The sequence below is a fragment of the Veillonella montpellierensis DSM 17217 genome (assembly GCF_000426745.1).
Lineage (GTDB): Bacteria > Bacillota > Negativicutes > Veillonellales > Veillonellaceae > Veillonella > Veillonella montpellierensis.
The window spans coordinates 16,964-39,352 of the sequence record NZ_KE384563.1; the positions used below are offsets into that span (position 1 = coordinate 16,964).

The 22,389-nt window shown below is 42.7% G+C and carries 15 protein-coding genes; 1 reads left to right on the forward strand and 14 read right to left on the reverse strand.

Annotated features, from left to right (window positions below; all coding sequences use genetic code 11):
* Positions 1 to 5: 5 nt before the first annotated feature.
* The gene (locus tag K357_RS0107265) at positions 6 to 221 is read right to left on the reverse strand and encodes a helix-turn-helix domain-containing protein (protein WP_028258092.1); all 216 of its coding nucleotides are present in this window, start codon (positions 219 to 221) and stop codon (positions 6 to 8) included.
* Between the two features lie 635 nt (positions 222 to 856).
* Between K357_RS0107265 and K357_RS10120 the strand changes: the two genes are divergently transcribed.
* On the forward strand, positions 857 to 1,123 hold the full coding sequence (locus K357_RS10120; RefSeq protein ID WP_081658430.1) for a DUF2513 domain-containing protein: 267 nt from the start codon (positions 857 to 859) through the stop codon (positions 1,121 to 1,123).
* Positions 1,124 to 1,257: 134 nt separating this feature from the next.
* Here the strand turns inward: K357_RS10120 and guaA are convergent, their stop codons facing one another.
* From guaA to K357_RS09170, 13 genes are all read right to left on the reverse strand, one after another.
* Complete coding sequence (gene guaA, locus K357_RS0107275; protein ID WP_028258093.1) at positions 1,258 to 2,793, reverse strand: glutamine-hydrolyzing GMP synthase; 1,536 nt, start codon at positions 2,791 to 2,793, stop codon at positions 1,258 to 1,260.
* 723 nt (positions 2,794 to 3,516) lie between these two features.
* Complete coding sequence (trpA, locus tag K357_RS0107280; RefSeq protein WP_051212174.1) at positions 3,517 to 4,344, reverse strand: tryptophan synthase subunit alpha; 828 nt, start codon at positions 4,342 to 4,344, stop codon at positions 3,517 to 3,519.
* 25 nt (positions 4,345 to 4,369) lie between these two features.
* Positions 4,370 to 5,578: a tryptophan synthase subunit beta gene (trpB, locus tag K357_RS0107285; RefSeq protein ID WP_028258095.1), complete on the reverse strand. Its 1,209-nt coding sequence runs from the start codon at positions 5,576 to 5,578 to the stop codon at positions 4,370 to 4,372.
* Positions 5,579 to 5,626: 48 nt separating this feature from the next.
* Complete coding sequence (gene trpC / locus K357_RS0107290; RefSeq protein WP_028258096.1) at positions 5,627 to 7,192, reverse strand: indole-3-glycerol phosphate synthase TrpC; 1,566 nt, start codon at positions 7,190 to 7,192, stop codon at positions 5,627 to 5,629.
* Between the two features lie 10 nt (positions 7,193 to 7,202).
* The gene (trpD, locus tag K357_RS0107295; protein WP_028258097.1) at positions 7,203 to 8,231 is read right to left on the reverse strand and encodes an anthranilate phosphoribosyltransferase; all 1,029 of its coding nucleotides are present in this window, start codon (positions 8,229 to 8,231) and stop codon (positions 7,203 to 7,205) included.
* Positions 8,232 to 8,426: 195 nt separating this feature from the next.
* Positions 8,427 to 8,999: an anthranilate synthase component II gene (locus K357_RS0107300; RefSeq protein ID WP_028258098.1), complete on the reverse strand. Its 573-nt coding sequence runs from the start codon at positions 8,997 to 8,999 to the stop codon at positions 8,427 to 8,429.
* The gene (locus tag K357_RS0107305) at positions 8,999 to 10,465 is read right to left on the reverse strand and encodes an anthranilate synthase component I family protein (protein WP_028258099.1); all 1,467 of its coding nucleotides are present in this window, start codon (positions 10,463 to 10,465) and stop codon (positions 8,999 to 9,001) included. The genes K357_RS0107300 and K357_RS0107305 overlap by 1 nt, the downstream gene beginning before the upstream one ends.
* Positions 10,466 to 11,338: 873 nt before the next feature.
* Positions 11,339 to 12,070 (reverse strand): YaaA family protein, encoded by a 732-nt coding sequence (locus K357_RS0107310; protein WP_028258100.1) that lies wholly within the window; start codon positions 12,068 to 12,070, stop codon positions 11,339 to 11,341.
* A complete protein-coding gene (locus tag K357_RS0107315; protein WP_028258101.1) occupies positions 12,048 to 12,653 on the reverse strand; it encodes a hypothetical protein in 606 nt (201 codons plus the stop codon). The genes K357_RS0107310 and K357_RS0107315 overlap by 23 nt, the downstream gene beginning before the upstream one ends.
* A gap of 658 nt (positions 12,654 to 13,311) precedes the next feature.
* Entirely contained in the window at positions 13,312 to 17,949 is a 4,638-nt protein-coding gene (locus tag K357_RS09160) for an ESPR-type extended signal peptide-containing protein (protein ID WP_038113921.1), read from the reverse strand.
* A gap of 1,035 nt (positions 17,950 to 18,984) precedes the next feature.
* Complete coding sequence (locus tag K357_RS10040; protein ID WP_342341419.1) at positions 18,985 to 20,061, reverse strand: YadA-like family protein; 1,077 nt, start codon at positions 20,059 to 20,061, stop codon at positions 18,985 to 18,987.
* Positions 20,062 to 20,064: 3 nt separating this feature from the next.
* Positions 20,065 to 20,757: an ESPR-type extended signal peptide-containing protein gene (locus K357_RS09165; RefSeq protein ID WP_028258103.1), complete on the reverse strand. Its 693-nt coding sequence runs from the start codon at positions 20,755 to 20,757 to the stop codon at positions 20,065 to 20,067.
* A 627-nt stretch (positions 20,758 to 21,384) separates the two neighbouring features.
* Positions 21,385 to 22,389: S-layer homology domain-containing protein (locus K357_RS09170; RefSeq protein WP_211218963.1), on the reverse strand; the 1,005-nt coding region annotated here is incomplete at its 5' end.

A 22,389-nucleotide genomic window follows, 5' to 3' on the forward strand; every position in this document is an offset into this window, starting at 1 on the left:
GTTTATTATTCATCTTTAGGCTCTCTAATAATTGAAACCATATCTCCAAAATCTGCATCAAGTTTTGTTCCTATACGGTACAAAACATCCATACTTACAAACTCTCCCCTTCCCATTTTAGATACTGTTGCAGGAGATAGTTCGCAAACTTCTGTTAGTTCTTTTTTGTTCATATTTTTATCTATTAAAATTTTCCACAATCCGTTATAGCTAACTTTCATATAATTACCTCTCATCTATAAGTTTATGAAGTTTTTCTATAGATATTATAATATTTTTGGAGTTCTTTTCAAAGCCTGAGAATATTTTATGACATACACTTCATCCTTTTCACCAACAAAGAATGTATATTCCATATTTCTTTTGATAGGTGCTCAATTTAGGATTGCATACCTTTGATGTCATCACTATAGATAACACCAGTCGAATTAACTCGTTTAGTAATTTGGTTTACACTACTTACATATCTAAAAAGCAGTCCTAATGCACATACAAAAGAAGAACTTACCCTAATACGGCGAATGCTAAAACGCAATGGAGTGTGCTGGATGGCAGAAAAGTCTTTACAAGAGAAAAAGAATTAATTAAACAAGCAGAAAAATATGAAACAAGATATAATAATACAGCAAAGACTAGTCTTGGGTTCAAAAGTCCAAACCAAGTTGTATCTGAATACTTATTAATGTGTAACATATGTGTTGATAACTAAGAAGAATACTTCTCAATGTGTAACCTATATGTTGACAACTAAGAATCGTTCAATTTCTTTTTTAATCGCATTATTGATAGAAATCTTTTTATCATCTTTCTATCTTCTAATTTCCTTAACAATGCTCTTTTTAGGCTCATTTGATTTATTTACAAATTTGCCGATTACTATAATGTCCAGTATGCTATTAACTCATTATACTTTTTTTCAGTTGGTTCATTACCCTGGGAAGGACATGATTTTTTAGATACAATGAGAGAAGATACTACGTGGAATACTATCAAAAAGATAATTAACGATAACACTCTGCCGTTTACATTAGAGGTTGCTAAAAGCATCGCCACAGATTTATTGGCAGTTTCAATGAAAGCAGCATTAAACTTATACATGATAAAAAAACAAAAAAGCAACTAGGATTTTTCTCTTAGTTGCTTTTTGTATTCCTTAAAAATTATTCTTCAGGTAACCAATTTCTAAAATTTGCAAGTATTGTGCAAGCACAACAATCACAAAACAGCCATTTATAAGGCTTTATAGCCTATTTTTAACTATTCCCACTCAATCGTAGCTGGTGGTTTCGATGTAATATCGTAGACGATACGGTTAATGTGGTTCACTTCATTAATAATACGTCGTGATATGAGATCAAGCACGTCGTAAGGAATGCGTGCCCAATCGGCGGTCATAAAGTCTGTCGTGGTCACTCCACGCAATGCAAGTGTATACTCATAGGTACGGAAATCGCCCATTACGCCAACGGTACGTGTATTGGTAAGTACCGCAAAGTATTGGTTGATGCTGCGCTCTAAACCAGCACGAGCAATTTCTTCACGGAAAATAGCATCCGCTTCACGAAGAATGTCCAATTTATCTTTCGTTAAATCGCCCATTACGCGAATGGCCAATCCTGGGCCTGGGAATGGTTGACGCCATACTAGGTAATCAGGCAAGCCTAGTTCCTCACCTAATTCGCGCACTTCATCTTTAAACAAGTTGCGTAATGGTTCGATCAACCCTTTGAAATCCACTACTGCTGGCAAACCACCTACATTGTGATGCGATTTAATCACTTCCGCTTCACCAGTCCCCGATTCAATCACATCGGGATAGATGGTGCCTTGTGCTAAGAAATCAACAGATCCAATCTTACGACCTTCATCTTCAAAGACACGAATGAACTCTTCCCCGATAATTTTACGTTTTCGTTCAGGATCGTCAACGCCTGCCAATTTACCTAAAAATCTATCTTCTGCATCGACCCGTATAAAATGCATGCCTCGATCTTTGAAAGCCAGTTCTACTTCATCGCCTTCGTTTTTTCTCATCAATCCATGGTCTACAAATATACAAGTTAATTGATCGCCCACTGCTTTAGAGATTAATGCTGCCGCTACGGAGCTATCTACACCACCAGATAAAGCCAGTAATACTTTGCCTGTTCCTACAGTGTGACGAATATCTTCTATGGCTGTTTTAGCATAGTTCGCCATCGTCCACGTACCTGTGCAACCGCATACTTCATAGAGGAAGTTATGAAGCATTTCTTTTCCATGTTCCGTATGAAGCACTTCTGCATGGTATTGCATGGCATATAATTTACGTGCTTTGTTTTGCATAGCTGCTACTGGGCAATGTTCTGTATGAGCAATTTCAGTAAAACCTTCTGGCATCTTAGACACATAATCTACGTGACTCATCCATACAATTTGTTCTTCTTCTAATCCTTTAAATAAAGGAGAAGTTGTATCGCATGTAGTTGCTGTTTTACCAAACTCACGATGATCTGCCGATGTAACCTTACCACCTAATGTATGCGCCATAAATTGCATCCCATAGCACATACCCAATACAGGAATACCTAGGTCAAAAATTTCTGCTTCAATCGTAGGCGCATTGTCTTCATACACACTGCTAGGCCCACCGGTAAAGATAATCCCTTGTGGTTGCAATTCCTTAATTTTTGCTAACGCTTTATTGTAAGGATATACTTCGCAATACACATGATTTTCACGGACACGACGAGCAATGAGCTGATTATATTGCCCACCAAAATCTACAACAATAACAATTTCCTTATGTTCCATTACATCCTCCTGCATCGTTTATGGCTATTAGACTAGGTATCTACCCTATGTTTCCTAATCGTTTACTATTTATTATAGCATATGCCCTATAGAGGATAAAAGGGGAATCCTATGTAAATGAAAGCAATCAGCTATCGTTTTTCCCACATAATTTCACACCTATCAAGCTGTATTTCATTACCATACAAATCGCGAGTATTCCTAGTCATCATCAAGTAAGTACATGAAATATCTACCCTAACTGTCATACATCCTACAATAAAAGCAATTATATATAGCCATCCACAAGTGAATACTTATCGAACTGTATCTCATTACCATACAAATCGCGAGTATTCCTAGTCATCATCAAGTAAGTACATGAAATATCTACCCTAACTGTCATACATCCTACAATAAAAGCAATTATATATAACCATCCACAAGTGAATACTTATCGAACTGTATCTCATTACCATACAAATCGTAAGTATTCCTAGTCATCATCAAGTAGTACCTGAAATATCTACCCTAACTGCCATACATTCTACAATACGAGAGTTCTATGTACCCATCCACAAGTGATATAGTTGTTAGGCCTTCCTATCTTCGTACAACAAAAGATGTTCGGTATTAAAAATAATATTGATACAAGGTAACGTAACACGTCGCCCCTATACGAAGGAAATTTTCCTAGCAACTCAGGTAGAATCATATGGTCTAAACTCATAGTATGCCTATCGACTATGTGTTAGCCTCTTCTACGGCTGCTTTCATAGTCGACACATAGTCATGAATCGCTGCATCCGCTTGTGAGCCCTTATCCGCCACAATAGCCACCAGTGCCGACCCTACAATGGCCCCATCAGCAACACTGGCCATGGTCTTTGCTTGTGCTGGATTAGAAATACCAAAACCGATTGCTACCGGTATGTTCGTATATTGGCGAATGGTCGATACGATGGTCGGCAAATCAGTTTGAATGTGTCCCCGCATACCCGTAACGCCTAAGGATGATACACAATAGATAAAGCCTTCTGCCTCACTTGCAATCATTTCAATACGATTTTTCGAGGTAGGCGCAATCATAGAAATCACGCATACGCCACAGGCATGCGCCGCTTCAATCAATTCTCCTTTTTCTTCAAATGGGCAATCTGGCACGATAACGCCGTCAATACCCACATCGGCGCAAGCGGAGAAGAATCGTTCTTTCCCATACACTACGATAGGATTTATATAGGTCATAAGAATGAGCGGAATCGTTAGTGCCGCTCTTTGTTCTTTGCCTTGGCGTAAGCGCTTCACCATGGCAAAAATATGATCGATTTTCAATCCTCCTTGCAAAGCTCGTTCACTAGCTCGTTGAATGACGGGGCCTTCTGCAACGGGATCCGAAAAGGGAATGCCGATTTCTATCATATCCGCACCAGCTTGCGCCATAGTATGGATATAGCGCTCCGTATCACTAATCGTTGGATCGCCGGCTGTAATAAAAGGAATAAATGCTTTATGGCGAAATGCTGCCATTATGCGTTGCTTTGCCGTTTCTAATGGTCTATGACTGGTCATATCATGTTCACTCCTCACTATATTCTCATTCATGAATGTCTACACCTCGATAGCGTGCCATGGCCGCCACGTCTTTATCACCTCGACCTGACAAGCAAATAATCATACTTTCATCAGATTTCATAGTCGGTGCCAATCGTAGGGCATATGCCACTGCATGCGCACTTTCAATGGCAGGGATAATCCCTTCCATCCGTGACAAATATTCAAAGGCCTGCACCGCTTCATCATCGGTAACAGGTACGTAGGTGGCACGTCCCATCGCTTGTAAATGGGCGTGTTCTGGCCCAATACCCGGGTAATCGAGTCCTGCAGAAATAGAGTACACCGGTGCAATTTGACCATCTTCATCCTGGCAAAATAAGGATTTCATACCGTGAAAAATCCCCTTCGTTCCTTTCGTCATCGTCGCCGCATGTTGATTTGTATGAATGCCACGGCCTGCCGCTTCACAACCGATTAGCTGTACCTCTTCATCATCAATAAAATGATAGAACATGCCCATCGCATTACTACCGCCCCCAACGCACGCCATAACAACCGACGGCAATCGCCCTTCTTGTTCTAAAATTTGTGCTCGCGCTTCTCGACTAATGATAGACTGAAAGTCCCGTACGATCATAGGGAATGGATGGGCCCCCATGACGGATCCTAACACATAATGTGTATCAGCTATGCGCGATGTCCATTCTCGCATGGCTTCACTTACCGCATCTTTAAGGGTACCCGTTCCAGAAGTAACCGCATGAACGCGTGCTCCCAACAGTTCCATGCGATACACATTTAAGGCCTGTCGTTTTGTATCTTCTTCCCCCATAAAAATTTCACATTCCATCCCCATCAATGCAGCCACCGTTGCCGTTGCCACACCATGTTGGCCAGCTCCCGTTTCCGCAATCACTCTCGTTTTCCCCATGCGTTTTGCCAACAGTATCTGACCGATAACATTATTCAGTTTATGTGACCCAGTATGATTTAAATCTTCTCGCTTTAAATAGACCTTTGCACCGCCCAAATCCTCGGTCATTCGTTTCGCATAATACAATAGGGAAGGTCGCCCCGTATACGTACGATGCATGTCTTCTAATTCACGTATAAAATCGGGATCATCCTTGTACGTTCTATAGGCTTCTTCTAATTCTATGACTGCATTCATCAACGTTTCTGGTATAAACTGTCCCCCAAATTCTCCAAAATAGCCATGACGTTTTGCTCCTCGCTTAGAAGAATCCATCAAGCTTTCATTTATCATTCTATAACTTGCCGCTTTCATATATATCTCCTATTCTCTACAAGATAGAATCATACGCATCATGTCACGCATGATCTCACCATCTTTATGACCATCTACTTCAATGCCACTACTCACATCAATACCAAAAGGTTGCAATGACCGCAATGCACGTACCACATTGTCCGTTTTCAAACCACCAGCTAGCATATAGGGACGTGGGTACTGTGCGAGCCACGACCAGTTGCATGTCTGTCCCGTACCGCCACGCATGCTCCTATCATAAGCATCAAAAACGAGCATATCCGCATGGCTCTGTTCCCACCGCTTCGCATCGTCAGCGCACCGTAGTGGCACTGCTTTCCACACTGGTTTATGAATCGCCTCTTGCAGCGTTCGTATAAACGATTCCTCTTCGTCCCCATGTAATTGCACCACATCAAGGCCCACGGTGCGAACGGTTTCTACAATCTCCTCGAGAGGACTATTCACAAACACGCCTACCACTTGTATCGGTTTTGCTCTATTATCTCGGTTTGTTTTCCGCCCCCTCTGAAAGTTTGATGTTTCTAGAGGCAATCTATCACGACCTCCATCATGTACCGACCCTGACGGTCTACTAAACGTCGTATCTACCGTTTCGTTCATTTCTTCTTGACGCAAGGCTTGTACCAATTTCACCGCTTGCTCTATGGACACATGCCGTGGACTGGGGGCAAACACAAGGCCCATATAGTCGGGACCACACGCCACTACATGAGGAATCGTTTCCACCTCTGAGATACCGCAGAATTTAACACGACTTAACGAAGGACGACCATATAAACGAGCTAAAAAAGCCACCTTATCATCACTGCGCATGCAAGCTTCCCCCATTAATGCCGCATGAATGTGATGGGCCCGTAATTGTTCAATATCTTCTGGCGATGTGAGTCCACTTTCAGAGACGAATATACAATCATCAGGCACCAAGTGACGAAGGGATAGACTATTTTCTATGTTCACCGTAAAATCTTTTAAATTCCGATTGTTCACCCCAATGACCCGTGCCCCACAGAGCACGGCTCGTTCTATTTCCACCTCGTTATGCGCTTCCACCAAACAAGATAGACCCAATGAATCTGCCAATTCGCGAAATGCACGCAATGTTGGAAGATCTAAAATGCTGGCAATCAACAAAATGGCCGAAGCCCCTATTCGTTTTGCCTCGTAAATCTGATATGCATCGATGATAAAGTCTTTCCGCAACAAGGGGATACTCACGATGTTGGCTATCTCCTGTAAGTAGGTAGCACTGCCTTTGAAAAAATACGGTTCTGTGAGTACAGAAATCGCCGCTGCCCCTGCTCGTTCATAGTCCTTGGCAATCTTACAATAGGGAAATTCTGTAACAATCCGTCCTTTCGATGGGGACGCCTGTTTCACTTCACAAATAAAATTAATATCCTGTGCCCGCAATGCCTCTTCAAAGGGAAAGGAATATGTTCCTCCTTTGGCATGAGCCAGTTCATCTTGAGCGATACGTATCGCTTCTTTTCGCACCACGTCTAACGGGCGCCGTTCTTTTTCCTGTGCCACTCGCATGCGCGTGGCTGCTACAATCCGATCTAATATCATAGGCCCTCTCTCACTGTAACTGTTCTCGTGCTACGGACTGCGTCATAGCAATAAATTCTTTCATCTTCGCCAATGCTCGTCCAGAATCAATCATGTCCTCTGCCATACGGATGCCTTCTTGTAAAGTCATCCCTTCATGGGCCAAATAGATGCTCATCCCTGCATTTAACACCACTGCCGTACGTCTTGCACTTATTTCTCCAGATAATACCGCTGTCGTAATAGCTGCATTATCCACCTTGTCACCACCTAGTATGTCATCTTTATTACCTCGAACAAGGCCAAATTGTTCTGGTGTAATTTCATACGTGTGGAATGCGCCATCATTGATTTCACAAACCTTCGTCGAAGCACAGGCAGAAATTTCGTCAATCCCATCATTACCAAATACAACGGCACCTCGCGTAACACCTAAATTGGATAATACCTTTGCCAATGGTTCTACTAAGGATTTTGCATATACACCCATCAACTGAATTGTAGCGCCGGCTGGATTTGCCAAAGGTCCCAATATGTTAAAGACCGTGCGAACACCCATATCCTTTCTAACTGGTGCCGCATACTTCATCGATTGATGAAATACAGGGGCAAACATAAAACACATGCCCGTTGTGGCTAAGACCCGTTGATTTTGTTCGCCTGATAAAGTGATGACCGCGCCTAACTCTTCTAACACATCGGCAGCACCGCATTTACTGGATACGCTGCGATTGCCATGTTTCGCCACTGGTACTCCAGCGGCAGCAATGACAAAACCTGCTGTCGTAGAAATGTTGAATGTAAACGCTTCATCACCGCCAGTGCCAACAATTTCAAGTACATCACCGTCATGAGATACAGTGCCGGCTTTAGCACGCATCACTTCTGCGCAAGCCGTAATTTCTTCAATCGTTTCCCCTTTATAGGCCAAAGTGGCTAAAAAAGCTCCCATTTGTGCTGGACTAACGGTACCGCTCATAATTTCTTCCATCGATGCCTTTGCCATAGCATAGGATAAATCTTGATGTGCTAATAATGTATGAATTGCTTCCTTAATCATAATAATACCCCTCTCATATTGCGTCTTGCCTATTTTACATCATCGTTATCTACTCCATAAAGGCTAGGTCCTATTACTATAGGATGTAACACCTAATCAACCGTCATAGGTAACCATATTGTTGTACTACTTGCTAACTTACTAGTAACCATCATTCTCTACTATCACTTGCTGATTTCATGGTCTCTATATGGCCTACTGTGAAAGAGCGAGAAAGTTTTCTACCATCCTAGCTCCCTCTGGTGTCAGTATAGATTCTGGATGAAATTGCAAACCATATATAGGATACTCTCTATGTTCTAGGCTCATCACTTCTCCATCATCCGCCACAGACGTCACTATCAATTCATCCGGTATCGTATCTGCCACAACGGCTAATGAATGATACCGTGCTACAGTTAGCGTTGCTGGTAATCCTTCAAATAATTTTGACGGTGTCACTACCGATATAACGCTCGATTTCCCATGCATAACTTGCTTGGCATAGGATACGGTAGCACCAAATACTTCGCCAATAGCTTGATGCCCCAAGCACACCCCGAGAATCGGAAATCGTCCCTTACAAGTGCGAATCAATTCCTCGTATACTCCCGCCTTATCTGGTCGTCCAGGTCCTGGCGATAAAATCACATGACTCGGTGCCAACTGACAAATCTCTGCTACCGATAATTCATCACTGCGGATAACCTTAATATCACTACAAATAGTCCCGACCAATTGATATAAGTTAAAGGAGAAACTATCATAGTTATCAATCAATAGAATCATTATCCTTCCACCTCCTGTGCTTGTCGAATCGCATCAATCATCGATTGTGCCTTGTGAATCGTTTCTTCATACTCTTTTCGTGGCACCGAATCACATACGATGCCGCCACCGGATCGAACAAATACGCGACCTGCTTTCGCCATCGCCATCCGAATACCGATACACACATCCATATTGCCGGAAAAATCAATATAGCCAATCGCGCCACCATAGACACCACGACAACTTTTTTCCAGTTTCTGTAAAATAGCAATGGCTCTAATCTTAGGTGCTCCCGATAACGTGCCAGCCGGTAACAAGGCTTGAATCGCATCTAACGCATCACAAGTATCTTTCAACTCGCCCCGTACGGCACTCGTAATATGAATCACGTGGGAAAATCGTTGTAACTGATGCAACTGTTCCACCACCACAGATCCAAAGCGACTCACTTTTCCTATATCATTGCGCCCTAAATCAACAAGCATATTATGTTCCGCTAATTCTTTTTCATTCTTCATCAACTCTGCTTCTCTAGATTGATCTTCCCTTTCACTCTTACCTCGTGGCACAGTTCCTGCAATAGGAAACGTATGTAGTATGCCATCTTTTACGGTTACTAATGTTTCCGGTGAAGCCCCCGTTAATTCTATATCCTTGCCACTGAGATAAAACATATAGGGCGATGGATTCATGGTGCGTAACAAGCGATACGCATCTAATAAACTCCCCTGAAAGTCGGCTTCCTTACGATTGGAAACAACGGCCTGAAAAATATCGCCCTCTTTGATGTATGCTTGTGTTTGTCGCACTACATCTTCATATTCTTCTTTGGAAAACTCTGAGCGAAAATCCGACAGTAATTTACATGGTTCGTGGTCAATTTCTTCACCATTCATAACCAATTCTGCTAGAGACTCTAATTCTAACACCGCTTTATTATAATTACGTTCTATATCATCGGTGCGAATATTTTTTATTAAATACATCACATTTCGATAATGATCGAAGGCGATGACTGTATCAAATAACATAAGGTCTACATCATTCACCATGCTATCATCATCCGGTACAGTAACATCTAAGCTAGGTTCCGCATAGCGAATATATTCATACGCAAAGTACCCCACGAGACCACCTGTAAACGGTGGTAATTCTGGAATCCGTGGACTTTTGTATTGATCTAAAATCTTGCGTATTTCGTCGGCCGGGTGAGAACAAGTAAATCGTCGTGTCGTGGTTCCTTTCATTGTCATGACATGATTTTTACAAGAAATTTCCAAGGAAGGATGATACCCCAAAAACGAATACCGACCCCAGTGATGCGTACTGTCTGCACTTTCCAATAAATACGTATGAGCCGATACACGTTTCAACGCTTTCAATACACTAATCGGTGTGCGTCGATCTGATAAAATTTCTCTATACACCGGCACCACATCATACCCTACGGCCAATGCTTTTACTTCTTGTAAACTCGGTTTCATAGACGTCCTCTCCTTCTTCATTGTATGTATATCCTGTCGCACAGACGTGTCGCTATTTTAGTCTTGTGCTACTACTAATGAATCAATTACTGTCTATTTCTTCGTTCCTAGCAACTATCTAGATTTCCATCTATTGGGTAACAAAAAAGCTCGCCCTTGCTACTGCAAGGACGAGCTAGCAACGCACACAATGTGCTGTAACTAAATCGCGGTACCACCTTGTTTGAATAGTAAAAAAAATCTCTAGTTACGTATAACTAGAGTCCTTAAGCCATTCCTCTCACTAGGATACTAACATATCCTCCACGAATAACGCTCGTGTCACGTTGTAGAATACTGAGCATACGCTGTTCACTACACCCTCAGTGGTCCATTTAATATGCTGCTTACTGCGGGCTTCTCAGCACCCCCGCTCTCTGTGAGCGCATCTCATATCTTGATTTCCACCTCATCGGTTTGATAGGCAACTATGTAATTGATGACTTCATTATAGGAGCAACCCGTATCCTTGTCAAGAGTATTTTTATAATATCTATCTCCTATTACCATACACTTACAAAATCCATGCCTATGACAATGCATAAAGGTGTCCATCATGCTTTTTATAGTTCTACAAATAATCATCATCGTCCCTATCTTCGTTGTGAACGTGATACTACGTAGACCATACTACCTATAATAATTTCTTATCGATTTGATTTTTTCTATACACAATCGCATACATTCTGTCATCGCGATACACGAGGTGCTATGTAGAAAGTAAGACACTTCATACTAATGTCTAATTCACTCGATACACGTCTATCCACAGTCGTCATACACTATGATCGTTGTAAGCGATATGCTACGTAATACGTTGCCCCTATTAATTTCTTAACGATGCGTATCGTTTCTATAAATAATCGTCATTGGTTCTGTTACCGACGTAGGCAACGTGCTATATAGGGTAAAGTCCCCTATCTGTTGTGGTAATTGCTGTATATCTGTTACTTGGTGCGTCAACATATACCGCGCTAAGAGGCCACGCATCATCTTCGACGATGTGCTCAACTGTTTCCACACCTCTTTTTTCAACTCGTGAAACTCTACGGTTACCATTAATGGATGTTCTACTAGACGAGCATATTCTTTAGAGGCTAGATTCAAAATCCAATCTTCTCCACTGAAATAATCTGCTACTAATGGGCGCCACCAATTATAAAGGCTTGTTTTTTCTTCTTTCAATATGGGATTCACCAAATCAAGACGATAGTCCTTAATGGGCATACTAGGCTCTAATACACCATATAAAGCAGATAAAATAACGAGATGCCCTTCGCCAAAAGCTTGCGTCTTGGCGTCTAACGTAGCCCAATCAAGTCGCTTAAAGGAAAGTCCTGAATAACTCGCTGCCGCAGCGCCTACGGGCATATCCTCATAGTGAAGAAAAAAATCATGTACCTTAGTCGCTTTATCAGTAGCAATCGCTAAGGCGTTAGCAATACTTTCTATCGACAACGCTTGCATTTGCCGAACAATCTGCTTTGTCATGTCAGAATGAAATGATGGTGTATGCGGCGTCCCACATAGTGTTTTCGTCTTGCTAGGAGATAATAGTATTTTCATGATTGTCTAACGCTTCTTTTATAGAGTCTACACTTAAATTATCTATCAATTCAGGATTCCACACCATCATTGGTATGGCCACCACGTGACTGGCTTTCATTTCATGGCATATGTCGATACACGCCTCTAAATACGGTGATCCTTCATCGAGCAAATCACAAATCACCACCACATAGCGCCCTTTCAAATCATCACCATGGTATGTAAGCTCTTCTCCCGTAAACATGATATGACCAATTTCCAATCGATTATTGCTCACATCGTCCATGCGATTGATACCAATATGTTCCAACAGCGTCGTTACTGGTGTTACGACCTGTCCAATACCATATAAGGACGATGGTTGGGCATGAACCAATACGGTTTTACACCGCTTATCCGTGCGAAATTGCAATAATGCTGATTCTAAAGCACCAAAAAACACAAACATCTGTGCTGGATCAAAACTTCCTGTCTGAAACATGTCTATGATGCTGCCATCTTCTCCCGTAGTTAACTGCGCTAATAATTCTTGTGCAATGTCCTCTACGACCTCTAAATAATCACTTGGTTCTTTCACTTCTACATCCGTTATATCTGCCATTGACCTCTCCTATTATCTATCCATCCCTAGTATACACATCATGTCTTGCATCTATACATATCTCGTATGCTAATGAATACATATAGACTGCTACCGTTCACTCATGCACAAAAGTACCTGTATCACATTCCCTATACACACCCCATGTCATACAATCAGTCTCATTGTTATCAGCCAACGTATCACCCGTATCCCCTAACCTTTTCATAAGATCCTATGGGCGCTACTAAATAGATCGGTGCTCGCATAACGCCACTGCCCACGCACATAGACTAAGCGCAATACGGCTCGATAATAGGCACACAAGGCTGACATACAGTAATATTCTTAATTGTAGCATACTTTCCCTCTCTCGTCATCTCCAGTGGCATGGATGATACACTATGGTAAAAACGTACTGCCTGTAACAAACCACATTTGGCACTTGATGATTCATACTATTTTCTTCTCTATCATATCCCCATCTCTTCTATCATTGCATACACCTATGCATACAATACACGATATAACGTCAAACTAATCCAATACCTAAAAAAGGCTTTCAAATCAACTATAGATTTGAAAGCCTTTTATAACTATATGTAATTATTTCTCTTGCATTTGTCTTGTACAATTGACTACCATTAACAGTGTCTTTACCTTTTTATAACTTATGTAATTATTTCTGTTGCATAGCTGTCACTAAGGCTATCAATTGGCGCACTTGTTCTTCTCGTTGTGCATCTTTTTCTTTCAGTGCCTTTATCTCTTTAGCCATCGCTGCGCGAGATGTGTACACTTGACCATCTACACCGGAACCAGTTTTAAACGAAACACCTAGGTTGACCATATTGTCTTCGCCACCTATTGTGCCACCCAATGAAATCATGGTTCGTTCATTTGGTCGATAAAAAGCGCCCAATGCAGCCGAATTAGCACCATTATAGTTACCTACGGCCACTGAAAAATCCCATTTATCATCGGCATCATAGTCTAATGGATGAAGTGCTGCCAAAGCGGCACTCTTAGCACCTACACGATCTACACGTTGTCCCATTTGCACCATGTGATGTTGTATTGTTGCTGTCGCCTGTTGCAATTGATCTTCCGTAGCAGCACGTCCCGATACAATTTTCTGTCCATCCCATTTTGTATTGGAAAGTCCGGTAATGGTTCCTTTGCCTTTTTCTCCGTGTATCTTCACATCGCCGACAGCAATATTTTCTTTATCTTTCGTACCGTCAATCGTAACTTCGCCTGCTTTGATTGTTGTGCCCAAACCGATAGTATACGTCTTTTTACCCGCATCGTCCATAGCCGGTTTTACGCTTACTCCGCTTTTGGTATCGCCTTGTATGTCGATATCCGCACCTGTTCCGTTTTTACCGTCTTTACCTTTCAGACTGTTAAGGAAATCTTGCTGCGTTTGAGTTTTATCGGTCTGTGTTTCCAACCATATATCATAAGCGGATTTACCGTCTTTACCGTTTGTACCGCCCGTACCTATTTTCTTTTCGATGGCTTTCAGCTGTGCCACGTTGACCGCATCGGTATCATTTGTACCGGCAGCCACGCCTGTAATCTGACGAGAATACCCTGTCACATCATCGCCGACGGAAAAAGCACCTAAATTCGATTGCCATGCCATTGACTTCTGTCCGTTTGCCAAGTATCCTACTTCACCGCTTGCTCTTTGTGCCACACTGAAAGAACCGAAGGCCGCACCGTAATCCACCGTTGCAGAAGCACTAAGACCGCCCACGGCAGTGCTTGCCGTTCCTTCCGTTTTGGCACCGCTTCCGATTGCGGTAGACCAGCCTTTTACCGTTTCCGCCTGATATCCCATGGCGATACTGTTCGTTTTATTCGTTTTAGCTTCCGCACCGATAGAAACTGTATAATCTCCCGATGCATTTGTATCGGTACCTACACTGACGGCCTTTTCGCCTTTGACAGTATTATTACTGCCCAATGCCAATCCCCATTGACCGCCTCCGTTATTACTGCCGATAATCTTATTACCGCTACCGAAAGCACGTCCTAAATCTTCCACTTCCAGACTGGTACCTACTGCGACACTGCTGCCGTTTGCCGTATTGCAACTGCCGACAACTACATTTCGATCGCTTCCGCTTGTACTTACCTCGGTATATATCCATTTTGTCGCATTATTGGGATCTTTGGCAGCCGTATATCCGACTAAATTGCCATTACCGATAACGGTATTCTGCTCACCTTTTACCTTCGTCTCTTTTTGATCGTAATTTTCATAATTAGTACCAACAACAATATTGTGTACACCGTCTACATTCAATCCGGTCCCGATAACGACACTATTGTTTTGATCGTTTTTTATACCGGTCAACTTGTTGTCATTACCGACAACCACCCCGTTGATACCTTCCGACGAGGAACGTACTCCCAGTACGATACTGCCTTTTGCTTTCGCACCGTCATTCTTATAGTTGGAACCTTCCCCGGTTTCCGAACTATTCACCGACAAGTAATGCACACCGCCTGTCGCTGCTGCACTTATTACGTCATTCATATCTACATCGAATGTAGTATTCGTATTCGTTGTAAAGGTAAGTTTCTTTGTATTTTTATCGTACGTTCCGCTTGTAATATGAATATCTTTGGTGGCTACCGTTACGGTTGTACCCGTATCACCGGCTTTATTGCTTTTAATAGTAACGGTGGTAGTATTATCGTCATTTTCTTTCGTTTCAACGGTATAAGCGGTACTGTTTGCCGCTACTTTATCCACTTTCGTATTCAACACTTTGAGCTGTGCCACGTTGACCGCATCGGTGTCCTTTGTACCGGCGGCTACTCCTGTAATCTGACGGGTAACTCCGTCTTCTTCATTACCGATAGCCAGTGCCGCTTTGTTTCCTATCCATGCACCTTTACCTAAGTTTGCTCCGCCATTCAATTCTTTTTGCAAGTTGTTATATTTATCGGTCAACTCTTGTCCTTTGTTCCATAATTTTTGTTGTTCGTTGCGTGCATGCATGACCCAGTCCGCCCATTCGTTGTTTCCGTTCAATCTATTTCCGTGAGATTCCGCATAGGCTTTACGCTCATCCAAATATTTATCAGGATATTTTTCTTTATCTACCCATGCTTGATAGGTAGGTCCCATTTGAGCGACTTCATTTGAAATGTCGTTCATTTCACGTTGGATTTCCTGTTCTCGTGCCGCACTTATACCTGCTTCCGGATGTGCCTTTTTAAAGTCTGTCCATGTTGTTGCATCACTTGTCGGGTCATAGCCGAAACTGCCGGCATTACGGGTAGCAAGGGACTGATTTCCCAACGCAATCGCACCGTCAAGATTTTCTCCTACCTTCGCTTCCGCACCGATTGCCACAGCGGACGCACTATATACTTTGGTTCTGCGGCCGATAGCAATACTGCTCTCCATGTCTTTCATTGTATTTTTCATGGACGGAGAAGTCATCTGCGGAAGTTGTTCCATCGCCAGCGTACGGAGTTTTTGCTCCAAATATTCACTGCCCATAGCGGCAGGCATCTTTTCCGCTCTTCGTTTCCATTCGGCAAATTTTTCCGGAAATTTTTCTTCCAGTTCTTTTTTTAATCCGTCATCTAAAATATAACGTGTCAATACCCATTTATTGACATGTTGTTTTTCTTCCGTTTTATCATCAAGCCACTTTGTACCGACATAAGCGCCCCCTCCGAGTGCCACACTGCCACTACCGCCGGCTACCGCTCCGGTTCCGGAAGCAAACGAGCCGCCTCGCGACAACGCGTTCCAACCGATAGCTATCGTATCGTTCCATGACGTATTCGTATTATCCGAACCGACCGCATGTGAACCGTAACCGATGGCAATATCTCTGGCTCCCGATGCCGTGCTTTCCACACCGAATACGATACTTGAGTGACCTATCGCTCTTGCTCTATATCCGAACGCTTGCGAATTTTCTTCCGTTGCCATAGCATCTGGTCCGACCGCCGTCGTAAATCCGGCTCTTGCACCTTGATTATCATAATTAATATCGGAGCCACTCCCGTTGGAAGAAAAGAAATGAATATCCTTCTTACCATCAACTTTCTTATTCAATGCTTTGAGCTGTGCCACGTTGACCGCGTCGGTATCTTCTGTGCCGGCGGCTACGTTCGTAATCTGTCGGCTTTCAATAATTCTATTTTCTGCTTCATCCAGACTGTCTCTACCTACGCTGACAGCCGCTTTAGTGGCTTTCCATGTCGCTTCCAGTCTGCTCTTCGCTTCCAGAGCATCTAAAAAGTCTTTATGCTCCCTTTTCCATTTGTCAAGAGCGTCCTTAGCTTCGGTTTTTTCATCTTCCGTCGAGGCATTCTCAAATGCCTTTGTCAAATTGTCGTATTCCTTTTTTGATTCCTTGATTGTTTCTGTCAATGTATCATAGTCCGCTTTTTTGCCCAGCGCTGTCAGTACATCATCAAGGTTACCATCGGCAGATGGCAAATAGCCAACTGTTCCTGCTTTTCTGCCGGCGACTGTTCCTTCACCCAAAGCAACACTTCCATCTTCTAGGGCTTGTGCCCCTTGTCCTAATGCTGTGGAAGATTCCTCTTTTGCTTGTGCTCCATATCCTAATGCCGTGGAAAACCAGCTTTGTGCTTGTGATCCACGTCCTACTGCCGTGGAAAATGACCCTTGTGCTTGTGCTCCATGTCCTACTGCCGTGGACTGGCCCCCTTTTGCTTCTGCTCCATTTCCTAATGCCGTGGAATCGTCACTTTGTGCTTGTGCTTTAACTCCTAATGCCGTGGAAGATTTCCCTTGTGCTTCTGCTCCTTGTCCTACTGCCGTGGATTCGTCCCCTTTTGCTTGTGCATAATATCCTACTGCCGTGGAATCGTCTTTTTCTGCTATTGCATTTTGTCCTAATGCCGTGGACCAGGCCCCTTTTGCTTGTGCACTAACTCCTAATGCTGTGGAAAATTCTTTTTCTGCGTGTGCATTTTGTCCTAATGCCGTAGAAAATCGCTCTTGTGCTTGTGCTCCTTGTCCTACTGCCGTGGAACCTTCCCCTAGTGCTTTTGCACGATTTCCTAATGCTATGGACTGGTCCCCTGTTGCTTCTGATTCACTTCCCCATGAATAGGAATTGGTCCCATCTGCTTGTACTCCTTGTCCTAATCCCGTCATGAAGCACCCGAGGAGTGCCATGAGAACTAACGATTTCAGACGTTTTCCGTTTCCTTCCGACGAAGAGCTTTTCCCGTGACCTTTCGCAATTTCAGAAGCCACCACCCAAGCGTTTCTCACTTTGCTCCAAACAAGTTTGTAAATTTTGTTCATATACATACTCCTTTTACTGGTAATAACGCTCTCCTATACACAAACTACATATTAATGCTATTATAATTCACCTTGTTTACATAATCAAATGCCTATTAATAATTCCTATTATTAATGATGTATTTATATAATACAATCTATGGGGACAGTCAATGTTACTTTCACAAATGATGTTTATTTTTTTCATCATACACCGCAGTGTATCGTTAGGTTATCGCAAAAAGTCTCGAGATAATGCATCGTATCCCTTATTAGAACCGTCTAATAGAACGTCATCATCTCGAGACGTATTCACAGCGCCTACGTGTGCTGTATCGTATGTAATTGTTATAAGGAGTATCGATTGTTCTAGCAAAGCATCATGTGGCATAACCTAATCCCTTGTGGGGTCAAACAAACCACCTATACGTACTAGCATGCATATTCATCGCTTTCTATTTCAAAATATATTTCACTATGTCATCATTTTATTCTGTTTTTCATTCATGATTACAATTTTTGCATAACTCCCCTGAAACACGCAATTCACCTCTGCCGTCATTCTTGAGCGGTGGTAAGCATACAGAAAGAAATGAACTAGTAAAAAGCAGATTGTTATGAGTAGCGAAGAATCCGACAAGGATACCTGAAAATGTGTATATAACCCCTGTTTCTTTGCCTGATTCTTACCGCTCCCGTCGGTCGGGTATGGCGTTTCACTCGCTTTTACAATGTCGCTTCACTCCTCGAAAAGCGGTTCTCTTGCCATCACTCTTTCCCGTACTTTTTATAACGCTATTCCCGACCGTTTTTTACAATCGTTCAAGAATGACAGACAGCTATGTAATACCGTTCCGTATGAAATCTTTTTTCGTGCTTACTTACTCACTCTTTCCCCTTGTTCACTTTTCCCGATGACTGAGGAATGTTCCGGACCTTGCGGGGCGATAGGGACATTTGTGTACACCGGTCTGAGCAGAATAATGAATCTACATATGAATGAAACACAAAAAACAAACACACCTTCATCGATGTGTTTGTTTTTGTTTCTCGGAATTATTTCACTTTCTCTAAAACCTTTTCCAGTTTTGCTTCCAATACGGCAATTCTGTCTTTAGCTTCTTTATTTTCCTTACGAATCGCATCATTTTCACGTTTTAATGACTGCACTTCGTCCTGGAGCATATAGACACTGCTGATTGGTCCCTTGTCGTACTGTGGCATACGGAGATTTCGTGCCTTTTGGGCTTCTTTATCTTCTCCGTTTCCGAAACGATAGGAAACCCCTACATTCGCCATGAGTTCGCTTGAACCTGCATATGAAAGTCCTGCATGTACAAGTGTGTTTTCATTTGAATAGTGTGCAAGTCCGAGTGCTACGGCTTCTTGCCCTTTGTATGTCGAAACGCCCGCCATGATTTGACTTCTATTGTAAGGATCGTAATCCAACGGTTTCAAAGCGGAAAGAGCCGCTCCGAGAGCATCACCACGTACGGATTCGGTCTTGAATTCATGCATCTCTTTCGTGATTTCATTCTTGAGTTCAGTTGTTTTTCCTTTTGCGATGTTTTCTACTTTCTCTACATCAAGAGTAACACGCGTGTATTTCTTGTTGTCTTTGTCGGTTACCTGTTCCGCTTTCAGTCCGTCGCCAAAGTCCATGCGGAATTCATTGAGAGACATGCTCCAGTTTGTAGTACCCGGAGTATAGACATTGGTACCCTTATCCTTAGTACCACCAAAGTAGAACTTCATCGGGGCGGTAGCAAGTGCTTTCAGCTGTGCCACGTTCACCGCATCGGTGTCTTTACTGCCGGCGGCTACGTTCGTAATCTGGCGGGTTATTAAATTATTTTTATCTTTAGCACTTCCTACAGAAAATGCTGCTTGTGTCGCTTTCCAAATGGCAGAGGTTTCCGTGCTTGCTTCTCCGGTAGACGGATCATATCCGACTATTCCTTTATTTATCGAAGCAATAGAGCCGCTACCCAAAGCAACGCCTCCATCTACCAGTGCTTTTGCTTCATATCCTACTGCCGTAGAAGATTCCCCGTTTGCGTGTGCTCCTTTTCCTACTGCCGTGGAACATAGCGCTTCTGCTATTGCTTCTTCTCCTAATGCCGTAGAAGAGATCCCTTATGCATGTGCTTCACTTCCTAATGCCGTGGAAGATAGCTCATCTGCTATTGCTCCATATCCTAATGCCGTAGAATCTTGCTCTTTTGCTTGTGCGCCTTGTCCTAATGCCGTGGCATTGTCTTTTTCTGCTTTCGCTTCTTTTCCTACTGCCGTGGAAGATTCCCCTTTTGCTTCTGCTCCTTGTCCTAATGCCGTGGAAGAGTCTTCTTTCGCTTGTGCTCCTTGTCCTAATGCCGTGGCATTGTCTTTTACTGCGTTTGCTTTTCGTCCTACTGCCGTGGAAGCTTTCCCTTGTGCGTTTGCTTCATTTCCTACTGCCGTGGAATCCTCCGCTTGTGCTTCTGCTCCTCGTCCTACTGCCGTGGAATTGTCTTTTTGTGCTTTTGATGATTCTCCTAATGCCGTGGAGCAGGCCCCTCCTGCGTCTGCATTAGGTCCTATTGCCGTGGAAAACATCCCTGCTTTTGAATCATCTCCTAATGTCAGGTTATAGTCGTCGTTGTGTGATCTGGCTAGCGCACCATCTGCTGTCATCACGAAGCACCCGAGGAGTGCCATGAGAACTAACGATTTCAGACGTTTTCCGCTTCCTTCCGAAGAAGAGCTTTTCCCGTGTCCTTTCGCAATTTCAGAGGCCACCACCCAAGCGTTTCTGACTTTGCTCCAAACAAGTTTGTAAATTTTGTTCATATACATACTCCTTTTACTGACAATAACACTCTCCTATAACACAAGCTCTATATTAATGTTATTATAATTCACCCTGTTTACATAATCAAATGCATATGAACAATTTCTTTTATTAATGATGTATTTATATAATACAGTCTATGGGGACAATCAATGTTACTTTCACAGATGATGTTTATGTTTCTTTCATTGTACTTTCAAATATGTCATTCGTGCTCTATCACGTTGATTTCTCTCTAATGTGCATTCGATGTATACATATGCTGCAACAACCTTATGGGCACCTCATTTTCATCATACACCGCAGTGTATTCGCCCGTGTTACCCTAAAAAAAGCCTCGAGACAATGACTCGTATTCCTTATTAAAACAGTCTAATAATAGGAACGTCATCATCTCGAGACTTATCACATCGCCATGTGTGCTGTATCGTATGTAATTGTTATAGGTAGTATCGATGCTCTAGCAAGGCACATGTGGCATATACATAGTCCCTTATCGGGTCAAACAAAACCACCTATACTACTAGCCATGCATATTCATGCTTGTTTTATTCCCCTAACGCGTCATGTCATCGTAGGCTAGGTTCTCATGAAAGCATAGAATCTATCGCACCTATGCAAGCCACTTAGTGTACTTGTTTACCTGTACGTGCCACTTGATTTACACGCACCCGTTCAATCGTTGGACGTCCCGCTTTGTCCTTTGCAATCACATCAATTCGGAATCGTTCAAGCTCTGGTTCAAATTCTTGAAGTAATCGTTCATCCACATTCATACCCCGTTGCATTGCTTTATATACGAGCACAGCGAATTCATAGCGAGTCATCATACGATCGCCTTTGAAAGTCCCATCAGGGTATCCTTCTAGTACACCTTGTTGTAATAATTTATCAACCGCTTCATAGGCCCAATGATTCTTTTCAATATCTGGGAACAATTTCATTTTCAACGGATCAAGTGCCTTGCCTTGACTCATACCCGTCATAGCTTGTCGTAGTACTTCTACTTCAGCACGAAGGTCTTTAATTTCCTTCGCCATAGCCACTCTTGATGTAGTAACGTGATTACCTTGTCCCAATTTAACGGCTACACCAGCATTTACCATGTTGTCGCCACCGCCAAAAGAACCACCAATACTAAACATCGTATCTTCATTAGGACGATAATAAGCACCTAGTGAAGTCGCATTGGCACCTCGGTAATTACCATATCCTGCCGCAAAGTCCCATTTATCATCTGGATCAAAATCAAGTGGATGAAGGGCAGCAAGGGCAGCCGCACTAGCACCGACAGAATGTATCTGTTTTGTCATATCTACCACCTGATATTTCATAGCTTCTGTCGCTTGTTGCAATTGATCTTCCGTAGCAGCACGCCCCGATACAATATGCTGTCCATCCCATTTTGTATTGGAAAGTCCGGTAATGGTTCCTTTGCCTTTTTCTCCGTTTAGCTTCACATCGCCGACAACAATATTTGCTTTATCTTTCATTCCGTCAATCGCAACTTCGCCTACTTTGATTTTTGGTTTTAAACCGATAGTATACGTTTTTTTACCCGCATTGTCCGTAGTCGGTGTTACGCTTACTCCGCTTTCGGTATCATCTTTTATGTCGATATTCGCATCTGT